This window comes from Brevundimonas intermedia (assembly GCF_027922165.1).
Lineage (GTDB): Bacteria > Pseudomonadota > Alphaproteobacteria > Caulobacterales > Caulobacteraceae > Brevundimonas > Brevundimonas intermedia.
Genome location: NZ_BSFD01000006.1, coordinates 55,329 through 72,461, shown reverse-complemented (window position 1 = coordinate 72,461; position 17,133 = coordinate 55,329). Strand labels below are relative to the sequence as shown.

General features: G+C 67.1%; 19 protein-coding genes. 7 read left to right on the top strand and 12 right to left on the bottom strand.

Annotated elements, in window-relative coordinates; all coding sequences use genetic code 11:
• Nucleotides 1–28: 28 nt before the first annotated feature.
• The 3 genes from PKE72_RS10585 to PKE72_RS10575 all read left to right on the top strand — a co-directional run bounded on the left by PKE72_RS10585 (nt 29) and on the right by PKE72_RS10575 (nt 2,337).
• Nucleotides 29–952 carry a class I SAM-dependent methyltransferase gene (locus PKE72_RS10585; protein ID WP_271165340.1) on the top strand — a complete coding sequence of 308 codons (924 nt, stop codon included), beginning with the start codon at nt 29–31 and terminating at the stop codon, nt 950–952.
• The gene (locus PKE72_RS10580) at nt 949–1,998 is read left to right on the top strand and encodes an alpha/beta fold hydrolase (RefSeq protein WP_271165339.1); all 1,050 of its coding nucleotides are present in this window, start codon (nt 949–951) and stop codon (nt 1,996–1,998) included. The genes PKE72_RS10585 and PKE72_RS10580 overlap by 4 nt, the downstream gene beginning before the upstream one ends.
• Before the next feature lie 126 nt (nt 1,999–2,124).
• Nucleotides 2,125–2,337: a hypothetical protein gene (locus tag PKE72_RS10575; RefSeq protein WP_271165338.1), complete on the top strand. Its 213-nt coding sequence runs from the start codon at nt 2,125–2,127 to the stop codon at nt 2,335–2,337.
• A 443-nt stretch (nt 2,338–2,780) separates the two neighbouring features.
• On the opposite strand, the gene hisN is transcribed toward PKE72_RS10575, so the two are convergent.
• Both hisN and PKE72_RS10565 read right to left on the bottom strand, forming a co-directional pair.
• On the bottom strand, nt 2,781–3,566 hold the full coding sequence (hisN, locus tag PKE72_RS10570) for a histidinol-phosphatase (protein ID WP_271165337.1): 786 nt from the start codon (nt 3,564–3,566) through the stop codon (nt 2,781–2,783).
• 67 nt (nt 3,567–3,633) lie between these two features.
• The gene (locus PKE72_RS10565; RefSeq protein WP_271165336.1) at nt 3,634–4,026 is read right to left on the bottom strand and encodes a helix-turn-helix domain-containing protein; all 393 of its coding nucleotides are present in this window, start codon (nt 4,024–4,026) and stop codon (nt 3,634–3,636) included.
• Between the two features lie 191 nt (nt 4,027–4,217).
• Between PKE72_RS10565 and PKE72_RS10560 the strand changes: the two genes are divergently transcribed.
• Nucleotides 4,218–4,460, top strand: coding sequence for a GlsB/YeaQ/YmgE family stress response membrane protein (locus tag PKE72_RS10560; RefSeq protein ID WP_271165335.1), 243 nt, complete (start codon nt 4,218–4,220; stop codon nt 4,458–4,460).
• A gap of 392 nt (nt 4,461–4,852) precedes the next feature.
• Here the strand turns inward: PKE72_RS10560 and PKE72_RS10555 are convergent, their stop codons facing one another.
• Nucleotides 4,853–5,362, bottom strand: coding sequence for a hypothetical protein (locus PKE72_RS10555; protein WP_271165334.1), 510 nt, complete (start codon nt 5,360–5,362; stop codon nt 4,853–4,855).
• Nucleotides 5,363–5,518: 156 nt separating this feature from the next.
• On the opposite strand from PKE72_RS10555, the gene PKE72_RS10550 reads away from it, so the two are divergent.
• Both PKE72_RS10550 and PKE72_RS10545 read left to right on the top strand, forming a co-directional pair.
• Complete coding sequence (locus PKE72_RS10550; protein WP_271165333.1) at nt 5,519–7,177, top strand: GNAT family N-acetyltransferase; 1,659 nt, start codon at nt 5,519–5,521, stop codon at nt 7,175–7,177.
• Nucleotides 7,177–8,343 (top strand): kynureninase/PvdN C-terminal domain-containing protein, encoded by a 1,167-nt coding sequence (locus tag PKE72_RS10545; RefSeq protein ID WP_271165332.1) that lies wholly within the window; start codon nt 7,177–7,179, stop codon nt 8,341–8,343. Before PKE72_RS10550 ends, PKE72_RS10545 begins: the two co-directional genes overlap by 1 nt.
• On the opposite strand, the gene PKE72_RS10540 is transcribed toward PKE72_RS10545, so the two are convergent.
• The 4 genes from PKE72_RS10540 to ald form a co-directional block, all read right to left on the bottom strand.
• The gene (locus tag PKE72_RS10540; RefSeq protein ID WP_271165331.1) at nt 8,340–9,221 is read right to left on the bottom strand and encodes a hypothetical protein; all 882 of its coding nucleotides are present in this window, start codon (nt 9,219–9,221) and stop codon (nt 8,340–8,342) included. The two genes, PKE72_RS10545 and PKE72_RS10540, sit on opposite strands and share 4 nt — an antisense overlap.
• 141 nt (nt 9,222–9,362) lie before the next feature.
• Nucleotides 9,363–10,409 (bottom strand): GTPase ObgE, encoded by a 1,047-nt coding sequence (gene obgE, locus PKE72_RS10535; RefSeq protein WP_271165330.1) that lies wholly within the window; start codon nt 10,407–10,409, stop codon nt 9,363–9,365.
• Between the two features lie 52 nt (nt 10,410–10,461).
• The gene (locus PKE72_RS10530) at nt 10,462–10,701 is read right to left on the bottom strand and encodes a TonB family protein (protein WP_271165492.1); all 240 of its coding nucleotides are present in this window, start codon (nt 10,699–10,701) and stop codon (nt 10,462–10,464) included.
• A gap of 154 nt (nt 10,702–10,855) precedes the next feature.
• The gene (gene ald, locus PKE72_RS10525; protein WP_271165329.1) at nt 10,856–11,974 is read right to left on the bottom strand and encodes an alanine dehydrogenase; all 1,119 of its coding nucleotides are present in this window, start codon (nt 11,972–11,974) and stop codon (nt 10,856–10,858) included.
• 147 nt (nt 11,975–12,121) lie between these two features.
• On the opposite strand from ald, the gene PKE72_RS10520 reads away from it, so the two are divergent.
• The gene (locus tag PKE72_RS10520; protein ID WP_054764061.1) at nt 12,122–12,598 is read left to right on the top strand and encodes an Lrp/AsnC family transcriptional regulator; all 477 of its coding nucleotides are present in this window, start codon (nt 12,122–12,124) and stop codon (nt 12,596–12,598) included.
• 3 nt (nt 12,599–12,601) lie between these two features.
• On the opposite strand, the gene PKE72_RS10515 is transcribed toward PKE72_RS10520, so the two are convergent.
• The 5 genes from PKE72_RS10515 to nepR all read right to left on the bottom strand — a co-directional run bounded on the left by PKE72_RS10515 (nt 12,602) and on the right by nepR (nt 16,960).
• Nucleotides 12,602–14,056: an NAD-dependent succinate-semialdehyde dehydrogenase gene (locus tag PKE72_RS10515; protein WP_271165328.1), complete on the bottom strand. Its 1,455-nt coding sequence runs from the start codon at nt 14,054–14,056 to the stop codon at nt 12,602–12,604.
• Between the two features lie 90 nt (nt 14,057–14,146).
• A complete protein-coding gene (locus PKE72_RS10510) occupies nt 14,147–14,284 on the bottom strand; it encodes an entericidin A/B family lipoprotein (protein WP_008264300.1) in 138 nt (45 codons plus the stop codon).
• Nucleotides 14,285–14,332: 48 nt separating this feature from the next.
• Entirely contained in the window at nt 14,333–16,036 is a 1,704-nt protein-coding gene (gene phyK, locus PKE72_RS10505) for a sensor histidine kinase PhyK (RefSeq protein ID WP_271165327.1), read from the bottom strand.
• Between the two features lie 112 nt (nt 16,037–16,148).
• Nucleotides 16,149–16,760, bottom strand: coding sequence for a sigma-70 family RNA polymerase sigma factor (locus PKE72_RS10500; RefSeq protein WP_271165326.1), 612 nt, complete (start codon nt 16,758–16,760; stop codon nt 16,149–16,151).
• Nucleotides 16,757–16,960, bottom strand: a complete 204-nt coding sequence (gene nepR / locus PKE72_RS10495) for an anti-sigma T factor NepR (protein WP_271165325.1) — start codon at nt 16,958–16,960, stop codon at nt 16,757–16,759. The genes PKE72_RS10500 and nepR overlap by 4 nt, the downstream gene beginning before the upstream one ends.
• Between the last annotated feature and the right edge of the window lie 173 nt (nt 16,961–17,133).

Below are 17,133 nucleotides of genomic sequence, written 5' to 3'. Positions count from 1 at the left end.
GGGCCCGGCGTTCCGAGGGGGTGTTTTGATGGCTGAACTTTCTGCGATTTCCAGCGGCCTGTCGCGCCGGTTTCTGCTGTCCGGCGCGGCCGGACTGGCCCTGACCGGGGCCCTGACCGGCATGGCGGCCTGTGGACGCAAGAAAGACGCCGTCCCCGAGGCCCCGCCCGCGCCGGCGGGCCCGCCCGAAGGTTCGCTGGAATGGGCGCTTGCCGGGCCATGGCGCGCCCAGGACCGGCCGCGCGACGCCTTCCGTCATCCGATGGAGACCCTGCGCTTCTTCGGCCTCAAGCCGACCATGACGGTGGTCGAGTTTTGGCCCGGCAGCGGCTGGTACACCGAAATCCTGGCCCCCTATCTGGCCGAGGGCGAGGGGACCTATGTGGCCGCCCTCTTCCCCGAAGGCCCGACCGCCGACCCGGCCCAGGCCGCCCTCAACGCCGCCTTCCAGACCCGGTTCAGCGCTGACAAGAAACTGTACGGCGAACCCCAGTTCACCTTCTTCGGCGCGGGTTCCGGCCCTGTAGCGCCGGCGGGCACGGCCGATCTATGCCTGTTCATGCGCACCCTGCACGGCTGGATGGCCGCAGGGATCGCGGAAAAGGCCTTCTCCGACGCCTTCGCCGCGCTCAAGCCCGGCGGGGTTCTGGGCATCGAACAGCACCGTCTGGCCCCGGAAGAGGACCAGGATCCGGTGGCCGCCAACGGCTATGTCCAGGAGGCCTTCGTCAAACAACTGGCGGCCGAGGCCGGCTTTGTCTTCGTCGCCGCTTCCGAGATCAACGCCAACGACAAGGACACCAAGGACCATCCGTTCGGCGTCGACACCCTGCCGCCGATGCGTCTGACCGCCCCCCGGGGCGAACCCGCCGACCCCACGTTCGACCGGTCCAAGTTCGAAGAGATCGGCGAAAGCGACCGTATGACCTTGAAGTTCAGGAAGCCCGAGTGAACCGCGCCCAAGCCTTCGCCGCCAATGCGCCCCTGATGGGGGTTCCCGGCGCCTCTTCGCCGCCGGGCGGCAAGGGCGACTGGTATCGCGGCGCCGGCGGCATGCGCCTGCGCGCCGCCCTGTGGACCCCGTCGCATCTGACGGTCGAGACCGCGCGCGGCACCGTGGTGCTCAGCCCCGGCCGCACCGAGCCGATTGAGAAATATTTCGAGGTCATCGGCAATTTCCTGGCGCGCGGCTGGTGCGTCCTGGCCCACGACTGGCGCGGCCAGGGCCTGTCCGCCCGGCTCCTGCCCGACCGCCTCAAGGGCCACGCCCGCGCGGTGGAAGAGTTTCTGGACGATTATGGCCGCCTGCTGGACGCTTTCGAAAGCCAGTGCCCCAAGCCCTGGATCATGGTCGGCCATTCGATGGGCGCCTGCCTCAACCTGCTGACGCTTGAAGCCGGTGAGACCCGCTTCTCGGGCGCCGTCCTGTCCAGCCCGATGCTGCGCATCAAGACCGGCAAGCGTTCAATGTGGTCGGTCAAGCTGGCTGTGCGCTGGAACATCCGTCACGGCCATGCGGGCGACTATATCCTGGGCGACCCGGACGATCCGTTCGACCACACCTTCGCCGAGGACGCCCTGACCTCTGACGAGACCCGCTACGAGATGTGGCGCCAGCAGTTGTACGCCTGCCCCCACCTGGCCATCGGCGGCCCCACCTACGGCTGGCTGGCCTTCGCCCTCGACGCGGGTGAGCGGGCGCTGAAGCCCAAGGCTCTGAAATCGGTCAAGATCCCCGTCGCCTTCGTCCAGGCCGACGCCGACGACGTGGTCTGGAAACAGACCAGCCGCTGGGCCGCCAAACGCCTGGGCCGCGGCCGCTATGTCGAGGTCCCCGGCGCCAAGCACGAAGTCATCATGGAAGCCGACCCCATGCGCGCCGTCTTCCTGGACGAGTTCGACGCCATGGCCGACTACGTCTCGCCGGTGCAGGGGATTGCGGCTGATCCGTCGGCGCGGGTCGAGGACGTGACGGAAGAGGCGCCGTCGGTGGCGTAAGGCGTAGGTAGTTCAGTTGAACGTCGGGCTTCGGCGTCGACGGCGATTTCGCAACCGACCCCTTGTTGGATATTGCTCGCCCTCGAGATGTGTTGACTATCGCCAGTCAAATCTGGGTCGATAACGATGTTGTTTTACGTTCTTCCGATCGCGCAGACGCCATGGGTTTATATTCAGCTTGCCATAGCTGTTGCCTGGATCGCGCTTCTCGTTTTTGATGTTTGCAAGCATGGCCGGAAGGGATTCCGCGTTCTCCTGCTGGCCCCCTTGGTGGTGGTCGCTTTCTGGTTAGTGATGATCGGCAATATTCTGGATAGCTGCGGCAAAGTCGGCTGCTGACGCGATTCTTCGTAACGGCTCAGGCTATGGATGGCTGAGGGTCAGCTTTTGAGTCAGGCGACTACTTCGCAAGCCGACCCATTGCGGACAGTCGGATCGGACTGCCAGTATGAACTCATGAGAGCATCGATAGTGATGGGATTTTCGGCATTGCTTCTCACAGCGTGTGCACCCCACCACCCTCTGCTGGATGTCTACCCAGAGCTTCGTGGTGTGCCGCAAAGCGCGTGGTGTGAAGCAAGAGGCGGAACCCCAACAGAAGTTCTTGAGCCTGATGAGGTTGGTCGTCTGAAGGTCAAAGTTGTCGGTTGCAGCATACTTCCCCACACGTCGGGCGAAAGTCAGAGGCTGAGCATCCGAGATTGGATAGCCGAACATACCGAAAACCGGCATGAGCCGCGCAAAGTCCCCTAACCACCCTCAGCGGACAATCCCAACGTCCGCTACCCCGCCGCCCGCTTCAGCGTCACCAGCGCCTGATCGATCAGCCGCTCATCCCCCACGGCCAGGATCTGCCCGCTGCCGTCCGGCGCCGCGCCGCGCCAGTTGACCACCCGTCCTCCGGCGGCCTCGATCACCGGGACCAGGGCGGACCAGTCCCAGGACTTCAGGCTGGCCTCGGCCACCAGGTCCATTTTGCCCGCCGCCACCATCGCATAGGCATAGGCGTCGCAGCCCAGGCGGGCCAGGCGGGCGGCGGCGCGCACCTGGGTCCAGGCGCCCCGTTCGGCGCCGTTGAAGATGTCGGGATCGGTTGTCGAGATGACGGCGTCGGTCAGATGTTCGCACGACCGCACGGCCAGGGGCGTCTCGGTCTCGCCGCGCATCAGCCGGGCGCCGGACGGGCCGCCGATGAAGATTTCGTCCAGATAGGGCTGGGCGATCACGCCGACGGTCGGCTTGCCGCCTTCGCGCAGGGCGATCAGGGTGGTCCACAGCGGCAGGCCCGAGATGAAGGCCCGCGTGCCGTCGATGGGGTCCAGCACCCAGACGTGCTCGGCGTCCGGCCGGTCCTCGCCATATTCCTCGCCGATCACCCCATGGTCGGGATAGCGGTCGGCGATCAGGCGGCGGATCGCCGCCTCGGCCTGTTTGTCGGCCTCGGTCACGGGGTCGAAGCCGGCGGCCCCGCCCTTGTCCTCATGCCCGATGTCCGAGCGGAAGAAGGGCAGGGTGACGCGCGCGGCCGCGTGCGCCAGCTCCACAGCGAAGGATTCGAATTCGGTCATGGGCGCTCTTAGCCCAGATCGCCCCGTTCCGAGAACCCCGCGCCGACGCCCTCGGCCGCGTGTCTTGTCAGGCGACCGCTTCGCTGGATTCGTGCAGCGACTTGGCCAGGTCCAGCAGGCGCCGGCGCGGCCGTTCGCCCAGCTGGTAATAGGCCTGGATCAGATCCAGCGTTTCCTTGCGCGAGAACATTTCGCCGCTTCCGCCGGACATGGTCTGGGCGGCGTCCTTGCGCTCCAGCGCCTCGGTCACGCCGTCGTAGAAATAGCTGACGGGCGTCTCCAGCGCCTCGGCCAGCTGCCACAGGCGGGCGGCCGAGATGCGGTTGGCGCCGCATTCGTATTTCTGGATCTGCTGGAAGCGGATGCCGACTTGAACGGCCAGCTGCTGCTGGGTCAGGCCCAGCAGGCGACGGCGGCGACGCAGGCGGCGGCCCAGGTGGAGATCGATGTCGGTGGCCATGGCCCCCAGTTCCTCATCTTGCGACCTGTCCCAACACGGGACGGCTCGCCTTCCACGCCGCAATCCGCGTGCCGAAGGTCGCGCCGCAGGGGAGTTACGCGGTTCTTCGAACGGCGCGTCAAGCCGGTCGCAACCCAAATCCCCCAAGCGCATTTAGTCCGCAGCTTGGCTTCAACGGAAGGAACTACACCATGGGCATTATCGCCTGGATCATCATCGGCATCGTCGCGGGCTGGCTCGCGGAGCAAATCATGGGCCGTAACCACGGCCTGATCACCAACCTGATCGTCGGCGTCATCGGCGCCCTGATCGGCGGTTTCATCGCCAATGCTCTGGGCTTCGCCTGGGGCGGCTGGATCGGTTCCACCATCGTCGCCACCATCGGCGCCATCATCCTTCTCTTCCTGCTGGGTCTGGTCAAGCGTCGCGCCTGATCGTCCCTCTGGACTGAAACGACGAAGGGCGGCTCGCAAGAGCCGCCCTTTTTCGTATGGATTCGGGCGCCATGCCCCTACCCATGTCCCGCCCCTGACACGGAACGTTGAAGGCCTTTCCCGACTTTTTCCCCATCGGTTCAAACTGCGGTGGCGCAAGGGTTTCAGCCGCATTCGCCCCCTTCAACTCAGCAGGACCCCACACGCCCCTATAATGGACCCGGGCTATTCAAGAGAGGCAGGCGGATCGTGAGCAAGTTGGCGCTTTTGGCGCTTTTGGCGCTCTTGTCACCCTGTTTTGGTGTCAGGGTCGCCATCGGATGCGAAAAGGCGGCCGGGACGCGTCCCGACCGCCTTGTCTCTATCGATCCGCGGGCGTGGCCCGCGGGGGCTCAGCCCTGGGGCTGGTCGCCGGTGGGCGGGGCCATCGGGTCGCTGCTGCCCGACGGATCGGCCGGATCGGTCGTCGTCGGCTCCGTGGGTTCAGTCGGCTCTGTCGCCGCAGGCTCGGCGGCCGGAGCCGGAGCCGGCGTCGCGCCGGCGATCGGGGCGGCGGCGTCGAACTCGGCCTTCGTATAGGCCACGGCGACATTGGCGCCCTCCTGGCGAATGCCGTTCAGCGGCACGGCGCGAAGCTGGCCGTCGGCGCCGCGCACCGTCAGCTCCTGGGCGCCCGAAGCGTTGTTCTGCACGCCTTCCAGCTTGCCCAGTTCGCCGTCAGGGCCCTGGACCGAGGTGCCCGGCGTCAGCGAGAGGCTCGGCTGCGCGGCGGGTTCTTGGGCGGCCGGTTCTTGGGTGGCGGGCGTTTGGGGGGCGGCGGTCGCGGCGTCTTGCGCCAGCACCGGCGAAGCGATCAGGAAGGCGGCGGCGGCGCTGCCCAGAATGGCGGTCTTGAAGTTCATGGGATTTATATCCGGTTGCACGGGCCCGGCGCCCGCATCCTCAAAACTCGCCATGTTACGGATTGTTTCGTATGCCTCGAAAAGACCTCGGGACTGCCCCGGTTGGCCGATTCCTGGTCTAAGGTGAGGCGTTATGTCGAATCGCCAGGGGGCCGCGTGAACCGCCGCAACGTCTATGTGCCCCGTCTGGTGCGCCGATTGTTGGGGCTGGCCTATGAGCTGACGCCTCAGATCTTCGCCGTCTTCGCCTTCTGCGCCGGGGCCCTGATGCTGATCTCGGCCGTCACGCCCGAGTTCGACGACCGGCTGCGCCAACTGACCGGCGTGGTCTCGCCGATCCTGATCGACCTGTCGCACTTCGTGGCCAGCATCGCCGGCTTCGTCCTGCTGCTGCTCTCGGCCGGACTGTGGCGACGCCGACGCGGCGCCTATTGGGCCGCCCTTGCGGCGCTTGCGGTCGGCGCGGTCTTCTCCATGCTCAAGGGCCTGGATTGGCAGGAATCGATCGACCTTATCATCGTCGCCGTCCTGCTCGCGCCCTGCCGAACAGCCTTCAATCGTCGCTCCCGCCTCAGCGAGCCCTTGAGGCCCGGCTGGCTGCTGCTGCTTGTGGCCGTGGTCGTCTCCATGCTGTGGCTGGGCTTCTTCGCCTATCGCGACGTCGCCTATTCCGATGAACTGTGGTGGCGGTTCCTGGTGGATCGCCAGGCCTCGGGCTTCCTCCGCGCCGGCCTGGTCCTGTCCCTGCTGACCCTGCTCGTCGCCGGCCGTTCCCTGCTCAGCTCGCCCGGCGCCGACAGCCATGGCCCCGCCTCGGCGGACGAGATCGAACGCGCCCGGATCGCCCTGGAAACGGCTGAGGAGGCGACGCCCGAGGCGTGGCTGGCCATGCTGGGGGACAAGGCTCTGCTGTTCAGCCCTTCAGGCCGCAGCTTCCTGGCCTATCGCGTGCGGGGGCGGCGCTGGATCGCCATGGGCGAGCCGGCGGGGCTGCTCCAGGAACGGCAGGAGCTGTTGTGGAGCTTCGCCGAAATGGCCGACAGCTACGGCGGTTCGGCCGTCTTCTATTCGGTCGGCGACGATATTCTCAGCGAACTGGCGACCATGGGCCTGGCCATGCGCAAGGTGGGCGAGACCGCCGTCATCCGTACCGAAGCCTTCAGCCTGGAAGGCAAGGGCAAGCAGAACCTTCGCACCGCCCTGAACCGCGCCGAGCGCGAAGGCGCACGGTTCGAAGTCCTGCCGCCCGGCGCGGCCAAGCCGCTGGAGGCCGAGCTGAAAGCCATCTCCGACGCCTGGCTGGCCATGCACAATGGGGCTGAAAAGGCCTTCTCTCTGGGCCGTTTCGACATCGACTATCTGAACCTCACGCCCCTGGCGGTGATGCGCGAGGGGGATCGGATCATGGCTTTCGCCAATCTGCTGGTCACGCCGGGCGAGGCGGCGGTGGACCTGATGCGCTACAGCCCCGAGGCGCCGCACGGGGTGATGGACTATCTGTTCACCCGCTGCGTCCAGTGGGCCAAGGCCGAAGGCGTCGCCGTCTTCGATCTGGGCATGGCGCCTCTGGCCGGGCTGGAGGACCGCCGCGTCGCCCCCGTCTTCGCCCGCGTCGGCGCTCTGGTGTTTGAAGAGGGCGGGGCTCTCTACGGCTTCCAGGGCCTACGCAGCTACAAGGCCAAATTCTCGCCGGACTGGAAGGCCCGCTTCATCGCCGCCCCGGTCTCGACGCCCCTGCCCCTGGCCCTGCTCGACGTCGCCCTGCTGACCAGCGGCGGCTGGCTGGGCATGCTCGGGATCAGAAAGGGATGCTGATGGCGTTCAAACCCCTCTTCTCGCGCGCCCTGGCCCTGGCGCCGGACCGTCTGCACTTCGCCGCCCACAGCCATCATCTGTGGCCCGACGTCAGTTTCGAGGCCCAGCAGCAGGCCTGGCTGGACGCCAATCTGCACGCCGACCGCAAATGGGATCTGATCTTCGATCAGGTCATCCCTCGCGCCCAGGCCGAGGTTGCGGCTGAACTGGGCCTGCCCGATCCGAACAGCCTGGTCTTTTCGTCCAACACCCACGACCTGCTGCTGCGGGTGTTTTCGGCCTTCAAGACCCGGCCGGTCCGCATCCTGTCCACGGACGGCGAGTTCCATTCCTTCCGCCGCCAGGCAGAGCGTTGGGAGGAAGCGGGTCAGGCGGTGGTCACCCGCGTGCCCCTGGCGCCGTTCGAGACCTTCGCCGACCGCTTCGTCGCGGCCGCCGCTGCAGGCGATCACGACTGGATCCTGGTCAGCCAGGTCTTTTTCCGCACCGGCGGCCTGTTCGACCGGATCGAGGCCCTGGCCGACCTGGCCCGGCCCGAGGGCCCCTGGATCCTGGTCGACGGCTATCACGGATTCATGGCGACCCCGACCGATCTGTCGGCCGTGGCGGACCGGGTCTTCTATGTCGCCGGGGGCTATAAATACGCCATGGCCGGCGAGGGCGCCTGCTTCCTCCACGCCCCCGACGGCTTCGCGCCCCGGCCGGTGGTCACCGGCTGGTTCGCCGAGTTCGGGGACTTGTCCGGCCCGCCGGGCGGGGTTCAGTACCGCTCGGACGGCGGTCGCTTCTGGGGCGCCACCTTCGACAGTTCCGCCCTGTACCGGTTCAACGCGGTGCGGGGGATGCTGACCAAAGCCGGGCTGACGACGGCCGATGTGGCCGATCACAGCCGGGGGCTGGCGCTCCAGTTTCAGGACGCGGTTCGCGCCGGTGAGGCGGGCGTGCTCGGCGAGGCGCAGATCCTCAATCCGGTCGTCGGCGACAGCCCTCGCGCCCGCTTCCTGGCCTTGCGCCACCCGGACGCCCAGACCTGGCGTGCAGCCCTGCTGTCGGCCGGCGTGGTGACCGACGTCCGCGACGACGTCATCCGCTTCGGCTTCGGCCTGTATCAGGACGCCTCTGACGTGGACCGGCTGATCGCCGCCTGCCGCACGCTTGGAGCCTAGAAGAAGGTCGTATCGTCCTGCTTCTGGGCCTCGGGCGCAGCCCGCGGGGCCGGAGGGGACGCCGGCGCGGGCGTCCCATTGGGGGCCGTATTCGGCGTCTGGCCCGCTGCGGGCGGTATAGCCGGCAGGGCCGGATAGGGCAGGGCGGACGGATTCGCCGCCGCCGGGGTCCCGTCGCCAGGTGTCGCCTCCGGCGCCGGCAGGGCGTCCACCGGCGCGGATTGCCCCACCCGGTCGGGGGCGTTCAGATCGTCGCGGATAAAGACCCAGGCCCGGCTGTCCGCGCAGCCGCAGGCCTTCAGGAAGCCCTCGCGGTCGCGCCACAGGATCAGGGGATAGGTGATCTGCACGCCCGCATCCTTCAGCAGGGCGCCGAGACGCGTCTCGAACTGGCGGCTGGCCTCGACCACGGCCGAGCGAGCCAGATTGCCGTCCGCCGCCGGTATGCCCGCTGCGGTCCAGGCGCTCGCCGGCGTCGCGGTCCAGCGCTGATACAGCGACCAGTCGCGGGTCAGCCACAGTTCGGCGATCGTGGCCCGCTCGGCGGCCGTGGATTGGGGCAGGCCTTCCCGATCGGCGCGGGCGAACAGGATGACCCGAGCCTCGACCCCCGCCGCCCTCAGCTTCGCCACTTCCTCGCGCTCATAGCGCTGGGCCGAAGCGCTGTCCCGATAGGCGATGATATAGAGGGGCTCTCCCCCGCCGCCGCCGGACACCCAGGAGGCCTCGTCGAGCAGTTGCTGGATCTGGGCCTGGTCGCGGCTGATCGTGACCGGCTGGAACCGCGAATAGAAGTTCCAGTAGGCCCAATAGCCGACCCCGGCCAGGATCAGGCCGATTAGGGCGGCCAGGGCTGACCATATCAGTAGTCGACGCATGGGGAGGCGGGCTCCAGCTTTACCGTTGGCGCTGGTTAACGCATAGCATCGAAAACCGTTGTCCGCCCACTTCTCCGAAGGATTATCCGGCGAAATCCTGGGGTGACGTTTGCACGCCACACCTGCGCAGCCGGATGACTGTTAGGGCTGCCAGCCAGAGGTTTGGTCCACATCGCTGTCGCCGGCCAGGGCGCCCCGGGTCTTCTTCACCTCGGCCCAGGCGGCGCGCAGCAGGGCGGCCACGCCCTCGCCGGATACGCCGGAGACCAGCATGGGCCGACGACCGGCGACGGCCTCCAGCTCGGCCGCCTTCTCCTCGCGCGCCTCGGGCGTCAGGGCGTCGATCTTGTTCAGCGCCAGGATCTCCGCCTTGTCCGCCAGTCCCTCGCCATAGGCCTCAAGCTCGCCCCGGATGATCCGGTAAGCCTCGACCACATCATCCTGGGTGCCGTCGATCAGGTGGATCAGGCTGGCCGAGCGCTCGACATGGCCCAGGAAGCGCGTGCCCAGACCAGCGCCCTCGCTGGCGCCCTCGATCAGGCCGGGAATGTCGGCGATGACGAACCGCTCGGACGGCGACAGGTCCACCATCCCCAGGTTCGGCGCCAGGGTGGTGAAGGGATAGTCGGCGATCTTGGGCTTGGCGGCGCTGGCGGCCGACAGGAAGGTGGACTTGCCCGCGTTGGGCAGACCCGCCAGACCGATGTCGGCGATCAGCTTCAGCCGCAGCCAGATCCACCGCTCCTGGCCGTCCTGGCCGGGGTTGGCGTAGGTGGGCGCCTGGTTGGTCGGGCCCTTGAAACGGACATTGCCCCAACCGCCGTTGCCGCCCTTCAGCAGCAGCTCGATCTTGCCGGGCGTGTCCATGTCAAGGAGCACGGTCTCCTTGTCCTCGTCCAGCACCTGGGTGCCGACCGGCACCTTCAGATGCACGTCCTCGCCCTTGCCGCCGTGCATCTGCCGGCCCTGGCCGTGGTGGCCGGTCTGGGCCTTGAAATGCTGCTGATAGCGATAGTCGATCAGGGTGTTCAGCCCCTCGACCGCCTCGATCCAGACGTCGCCGCCCTTGCCGCCGTCGCCGCCGTCGGGGCCGCCGTTGGGAATGAATTTCTCGCGTCGAAACGACACGGAGCCCGCGCCGCCGTTGCCGGAGCGGATATAGATCTTGGCCTGGTCGAGGAACTTCATCGCGGGCTTATGCCGCAGATGCGCGAAAATTTACAGTCGTGCCCCGAAGGGATCAGTGCGTAGCGAAGATCAGAGTGATTTCGCGCGTTCCTTCCTGACCTGGCTGCGCCCTTGCGGTCCTAATCCCGCGCAAAGCCTCGCGTCCGAATCCCTGTCCGGCAGGTGTCTCGGAAACCACCACACAGCTAGAGACCGCACCGCCGTCGATGATGACGCAACGCAGGACAACCTTGCCGGACGCACCGCTCTCTAAGGCCTTGGGCGCATCTCGATGCGGGGCGGGGTGCTCCACACCACGGGCGGCTGAACCGGTGCGGTCTGAAGAAGCGCTGCGGCGATAAGTGAGATGATCATAGATCAAGCCTATCAGTTCACGGCAGTCCTGCAATCAGATCCCTGCCGGCCGCGACCCGGAGGGGCGGCCGGCGTTTTCCTGAACGTCTAAATCAGCCCTTGGCCCACACCCCGAACGGGTCGCTGAACTCCATCCCCAGGGCCTGGGCCACGGCCGGATAGGTGATCTCGCCCTTCAGCACGTTCAGGCCGCGCGCCAGGTGCGGGTCCTTCTTCAGCGCCTCAAGCCCGTGATCCGCCAGGGCCAGACCGAAGGGCAGGGTGGCGTTGTTCAGGGCTTCGGAACTGGTGCGCGGCGCGGCGCCCGGCATGTTGGCGACGCAGTAATGGACTACGCCGTCGATGACATAGGTCGGGTCCTCGTGGGTCGTCGCGTGCGAGGTCTCGAAACAGCCGCCCTGGTCGATGGCCACGTCGATCAGGACCGAGCCGGGCTTCATCGTCTTCAGATGGTCGCGCTTGACCAGTTTCGGGGCCGAGGCGCCCGGCACCAGCACGGCGCCGATCACCACATCGGCCTTGACCAGCTCTTCCTCGATCGCGCCGATGGAGGAATAGCGGGTGATGACCCGGCCGCCGGTGATCTCGTCGATATAGGCCATGCGCGGGATGGAACGTTCCAGCACCACCACCTCGGCGCCCAGGCCCATGGCCATCCGCGCCGCGTTCAGGCCGACGACGCCGCCGCCCAGCACCAGCACCCGCGCCGGCGCCACGCCCGGCACGCCGCAGAACAGCAGGCCCATGCCGCCGTTGTGCTTCAGCAGGGTCTCAGCGGCCGAGAAGACGGCGATCCGGCCCGCGACTTCCGACATGGGCGCCAGCAGCGGCAGGCCGCCGCGCGCATCGGTGACGGTCTCATAGGCCACGGCGGCGCATTTCGACGCGAGCAGCCCCTTGGTCTGTTCCGGATCGGGCGCTAGGTGAAGATAGGTATAGAGGATCTGGTCCTCGCGCAGCATCTCCCACTCGACCTTCTGCGGTTCCTTGACCTTCACGATCATGTCGTTGTTCGCGAACACGGTCGCGGCGTCGGCTACCAGGGTCGCACCCGCCTTCTGATAGTCCGCGTCTGTAAAGCCGGCGCCCAGGCCGGCCCCGGTCTGGACCGAGACCGTATGGCCATGGGCCACATATTCGCGCACCGCCGTCGGCGTCAGGCCGACACGATGTTCGTTCTTCTTGATTTCACTGGGAACGCCGACGCGCATGGGAACCTCTCCGTGGTGTAGGGGGAGCGTCCGTCTCTGCGGGCGGATCGCCGTCGCTTCACATATAGCGCCGAGCGGGTCGCAGAATCCTGTTCATTTCGCGACCTGATCGCCGTACATGCGCAGTCTCTGCGATGGAGTGACCCGATGAAGACCGTTTCCGCCGTCGAACTGGACGGAACCGACAGGAAGATGCTCCGTCTTCTGCAGCAGGACGGCCGCATGACCAACGCCGATCTGGCGCGTCAGGTGGCCCTGTCCGAGAGCGCCTGCCTGCGTCGTTTGCGGGCCCTGGAGGCGGCGGGGGTGGTCGATCACTACGCCGCCGTGATCAGCGAGCGGGCCGTGGGGCTGCCGATCAGCGTCTTCGTCACCGTCACCCTGTCGTCCCAGTCAGAGGCGGCGCTGAGCGCCTTCGAACAGGCGGTCGCCGCCGCGCCCGAGGTGATGGAATGCTATCTGATGACCGGGGGCGCCGACTATCTGCTGCGGCTGGTGGTGCGCGACGTCGACGATCTGGAACGGGTCCACGCCAAGACCCTGACGCGCCTGCCGGGCGTCCACCGGGTGTCTTCCAGCGTCGCCATGCGGTCGGTGGTCAAGCGGGGGGTCCTGCCGATCTGAGATTCATTTCAGCGCCAGGGTCACCGTCTTCACGTCCACATACTCGTCGATGCCGTGGATCGAGCCTTCGCGGCCATAGCCCGACTGTTTGACCCCGCCGAACGGGGCGACCGCGGTGGAGATTAGGCCGGTGTTGACCCCGCACATGCCCGCCTCGATCCGGCGGCTGAACCGCATAGCCCGGTCCAGGTCACGGGTGAACAGATAGGAGGCCAGGCCGTAGTCGCTGGCGTTGGCCTTTTCCAGAACCTCGTCCTCGCTGTCGAAGGGGAAGACCGGGATCATAGGGCCGAAGGTCTCTTCCTTGCGGAACAGGGTGTCGTCTCCGCCCAGGGTGACGGTCGGCTGGAAGAAGCGGCCGCCCAGCTCAGGGCGCGAACCGCCGGTCAGCACCCGCCCGCCGTCGGCCTGGATCGCGGCCACGTGTTTCTCCACCTTGTCGATGGCCTTGTCCTCGATCAGGGGGCCGACCTTGACGCCGTCGTCGAAGGCCTGACCGACCTTGATCTTCGCCACTTCCGCCGCCAGCTTTTCGGCATAGGCCTCAGACACCGACCGTTCGACATAGACGCGGTTGGGACAGACGCAGGTCTGGCCCGAGTTGCGGAACTTGCCCTTGATGGTCTCGGCCACGGCCAGGTCCAGATCGGCGTCGGCGAAGACGATCAGAGGCGCGGCGCCGCCCAGTTCCATCGACACCCGCTTCAGGGTCGGGGCGCACTGTTCCGCCAGTTTCCGCCCCACCCCGGTCGATCCGGTGAAGGACAGTTTGCGGATCAGCGGGCTTTCCGTCAGCACCTTGCCGATGACCGCGGCTTCGCCCGTCACGATCGACAGGGCGCCGGCTGGCAGGCCCGCCTGATAGGCCAGTTCGGCCAGGGCGATCGCGGTGAAAGGCGTCTGGCTGGCCGGCTTGACCACGGCAGTGCAGCCGGCGGCGAAAGCCGGACCCAGCTTCCGCGTCAGCATGGCGGCCGGGAAGTTCCAGGGCGTGATCAGGGCGCACGGCCCCACCGCCTCGCGATAGGTCAGCAGAAGATGACCCAGCGGGCTGTCTTGGGTCTCGCCGATCAGTCGTTCGGCCTCGCCGGCGAACCATTTGATGAAGCCGTTGGCGTAGACAACCTCGCCCTTGGCCTCTTCGAACGGCTTTCCGTTCTCCAGCGCCATCAGGGCGCCCAGGCCCTCGACATTCTCGTCGATCAGCTCGGCCCATTGGCGCAGGAAGGCGGCGCGCTTGTGCGGATCGGAGCGGGACCAGGCGGGAAAGGCGTCGGCGGCGGCCTGGATGGCGCGTTCGGTCTCGGGGGCGTCCAGGTCGGGAACATGGCCGATGATGTCTCCCGTTGCGGGATCATCAACTGCAATCCCGTGGCCGTTGGCCGGGACGGGCTCTCCGGCGATCAAGGCGTGCTGACGCAGCAGGGCGAGGCCGGCGTTCCTTGCGGTCTGGTTCACGGAAATCTCCAGATGAGGTCCTGAAACGAACAAGGCCCCGACGAAGCGGGGCCTTGCAAGTCTCTATTCCGCGGCCTTGGCCGCAGACGATCAGTTCTTGGCGTCTTGGGCTGCGCCCGAAACGGCCGAACCGGCGGCTTGGGTGTCACGACCCACGCCTTCGACGGTATTGCAGGCGGCGGTGGTCAGGGCGGCGGCGGCGGCGACCAGGACGAAAATCTTGCGCATGAGAAAGCTCCGGTTGAGCCGACATGGGAGTCTGTCGGTCTTGGCCTATCAACGCGACCGCACGGCTCCGGTTCCGTCGGCGCCGCCTGTCTTGTCCGCAGGATCCGTCGGCGACAAGGCTTCGGGCGTGGCGAACGTCATGCGGGCGATGGTTCCGCCGTTCGGCGCCGCGACGAACTCGGCCTCACCCCGCAGCTGTTTCGCAAAGGCCCCCATCAGGGTTCGTCCCACCCCCGCCTCCGCGCCGTCCGAGGGGCCGGGACCGTCGTCTTCGACCTCTAGCGTGGAGGTTTCTCCATGAACCCGGAAACGGACGCTCAACGCACCGCCCCGCCCTGCAAAGGCGTGCTTCTGGGCATTGGTTACGGCCTCGACCAGCCACAGCGCGAGGGGCGCCAGTTTGTCGGGATCGACGAACAGAGAGTCCGCCTCAACCGAACTGACCACGACCGGTCCCCGCACGGCTTCGCTGGCCACCAGTTGACCGACAAGTTCGGTCAGAAACTCCCGGGCGTCGGCGTGGCGGATATCATCGCTCTGGTACAGGGTGCGGTAGATCAGGGCCAAGGCCGAGATCCGTTGGCGCGTGTCCCCCAGCGCCGCCTTCGCCGGGGCGTCCGTCAGGGCCCGCTGCTGCATCGACAGCAGGGACGAGATGATCTGGAGATTGTTCTTCACCCGGTGATGGATTTCGCGCATCAGCGCGTCCTTCTCGGCGATCGCATCGGTCAGCTCGCGGTCGCGCACGGTGATGGCTTCGGCCATCTCGTCCAGGGTCCGGGCCAGGGTGCGGATTTCAGACGGGGCGTTCATGGCCTGCAACGGCCGCACCGAAAACCGGCCTTTGGCGTAGAGGGCGGCGATCCGCTCCAGATAGTCGAGCCAGCGGATGAAGATGCGCTCGGACAGAAGCATCACCGCCGCGAAGGCTGTCAACCATGCGCCCAAAGGCAGCAGCAGGCTGCCGATCGGATTGAGTCTGGCCCAGGACAGAAGTCCCGGCGCCGGCGCTGAAAGCAGCGCATACAGGTCGCCGCCCGCCAAGACGGCCCCTGCATAATCGCGCCTCTGGCCGCGACTGTCCTTGGCGGCGAAGACGGCTGAGCCTTCATCTCGCGCCCGTGCGACCCAGCCCGAAACATCGCCGCCGTCAGCGAACTTGAAGGCGCCGGGATCGCTTGCGACCAACAGACGACCGGCGCCGTCGGTCAGGGCGGCTTCCGAGGCCGAGGGCAGGGCGGGGTCCTGAATGTCGGGCTGAAGCGCCGATAAGGGAATGACGGCCGCCATGGCGCCGTCAAACCGGCCCATAGGCCTTTCCGCCCGAATGGCGATGATAAGGGCGGCGGGATAGCCGGCGCCGGCGGGCGCGCGGACGACGACCAACTCCTCGCCCTGTCGAAGGCGCTCAAACCAGTCGGCCTGGGCAGCGGGCGCCACCCCGGACCGCAGCCCGTCGCGGCGGCCGGATGCACAGACGGCGTCGCCGGAGGGACTGAGGCGATAAAGCCCTTCATAGCCATCCAGGCGATCAACCAGAGCCGTCAGCCGGGGCGCGCAGTAGGGCCCCAAGGCGTCCGGGCTCAGCGCTCGCAACAAGACCTGGGCGCTGTCCAGCCGCGCTTTGATGTCGCCTGCGCTGCGCTCCGCGGCGAGTTGCAGATCGACCTTGCGGTCCTCGGCCTGACCGCTGAAGTCGGCTTGAGTCTGAACCAAGATGAGAATGAGGATCGGCAAAAGGGCCAGAGCCATGGCCAAGCCCAGCCGGAAACGAATTCCCTGAAATCGGGCGGCGTTCCACTTCCGCTCGAGCCGCGGCTGTGCGGCTGCCGGGTCGGGTCTGGCTTCCTCCGTCACCGGGGGCTCAGGAACGGGCGCCGGCCAGCCTGTCGGCCTCGCCGAGGATGGAGCGCATGGCGTCGCCCGCCGCCTTGCCGTCGCGTCCGTAGCCGCCCTTCTCCAGCGTCGCCTGCAAGGCGCGGCGCGCCCGGCTTACACGGCTCTTCACCGTACCGACGGCGCAGCCGCAGATCTCGGCCGCCTCTTCGTAGGCGAAGCCGCCCGCCCCGACGAGGATCAGCGCCTCGCGCTGTTCCTCAGGCAGGGTTTTCAGCGCTTGGCGCAGTTCGTCCAAGGCCACGGGCGCCTCGGGGTCGTCGACCGCCACCAGAGTACGCTCGGCGGCCTCCTGGTCCAGCTGCGACTGGCGCCAGGACCGGCGCTTCTCGGAGTAGAACTGGTTGCGCAGGATCATGAAGGTCCAGGCCTTCATATTTGTGCCCATCTGGTAACTGGCGCGTGCGTCCCAGGCCTTCATCATGGCGTCCTGAGCCAGATCGTCGGCTGCTGTCGGATCGCCGGTCAAGGTGCGGGCAAACGCCCGCAGATGCGGGATCAGCTGGACCAGTTCACGCTTGAAGCCCTCATCGTCCGCCGAAGCAGGCTTGGGCGCGGCGCCCAGACGTGGCGAACTCATGAGCCACCGCCAGGAGACTTGGCGTCGGCGCGCTTCAGAATCTCAAGGAATTCATCAGGAACAGGCTCGTTTACGACTTCGTCGAACATGTGGCGAAGCTTGACGCCAATTGCCTGCTGACGAAGGCGAGCTTCTTCGAGCCCCGCCTCCCCCGGTTTATCGGCGCCTTTGCGCCGCGAGGAATCGGAAGAATCAATCATAGACAGAACACCGCCCACCCAACTGCAGTGCAGAAATGCGCATGGATAACGTCCCTCCAAGCGGCGAGTTCCGGGGATTGTGGAATAAATGCTCAAGCTTGGGCGCGGGAGCGGAACCGTGAGCCGATTGGCACGTTTCCAGCTCTTGTAGCGCTGCGTCCTGTGAGACGATC

Coding starts and splice junctions, on each gene's coding strand:
- PKE72_RS10585 (WP_271165340.1), top strand. CDS start 29: ATGGCTGAACTTTCTGCGATTTCCAGCGGCCTGTCGCGCCGGTTTCTG.
- PKE72_RS10575 (WP_271165338.1), top strand. CDS start 2,125: ATGTTGTTTTACGTTCTTCCGATCGCGCAGACGCCATGGGTTTATATT.
- hisN (WP_271165337.1), bottom strand. CDS start 3,566: ATGACCGAATTCGAATCCTTCGCTGTGGAGCTGGCGCACGCGGCCGCG.
- PKE72_RS10565 (WP_271165336.1), bottom strand. CDS start 4,026: ATGGCCACCGACATCGATCTCCACCTGGGCCGCCGCCTGCGTCGCCGC.
- PKE72_RS10560 (WP_271165335.1), top strand. CDS start 4,218: ATGGGCATTATCGCCTGGATCATCATCGGCATCGTCGCGGGCTGGCTC.
- PKE72_RS10555 (WP_271165334.1), bottom strand. CDS start 5,362: ATGAACTTCAAGACCGCCATTCTGGGCAGCGCCGCCGCCGCCTTCCTG.
- PKE72_RS10545 (WP_271165332.1), top strand. CDS start 7,177: ATGGCGTTCAAACCCCTCTTCTCGCGCGCCCTGGCCCTGGCGCCGGAC.
- PKE72_RS10540 (WP_271165331.1), bottom strand. CDS start 9,221: ATGCGTCGACTACTGATATGGTCAGCCCTGGCCGCCCTAATCGGCCTG.
- obgE (WP_271165330.1), bottom strand. CDS start 10,409: ATGAAGTTCCTCGACCAGGCCAAGATCTATATCCGCTCCGGCAACGGC.
- ald (WP_271165329.1), bottom strand. CDS start 11,974: ATGCGCGTCGGCGTTCCCAGTGAAATCAAGAAGAACGAACATCGTGTC.
- PKE72_RS10520 (WP_054764061.1), top strand. CDS start 12,122: ATGAAGACCGTTTCCGCCGTCGAACTGGACGGAACCGACAGGAAGATG.
- PKE72_RS10510 (WP_008264300.1), bottom strand. CDS start 14,284: ATGCGCAAGATTTTCGTCCTGGTCGCCGCCGCCGCCGCCCTGACCACC.
- phyK (WP_271165327.1), bottom strand. CDS start 16,036: ATGGCTCTGGCCCTTTTGCCGATCCTCATTCTCATCTTGGTTCAGACT.
- PKE72_RS10500 (WP_271165326.1), bottom strand. CDS start 16,760: ATGAGTTCGCCACGTCTGGGCGCCGCGCCCAAGCCTGCTTCGGCGGAC.
- nepR (WP_271165325.1), bottom strand. CDS start 16,960: ATGATTGATTCTTCCGATTCCTCGCGGCGCAAAGGCGCCGATAAACCG.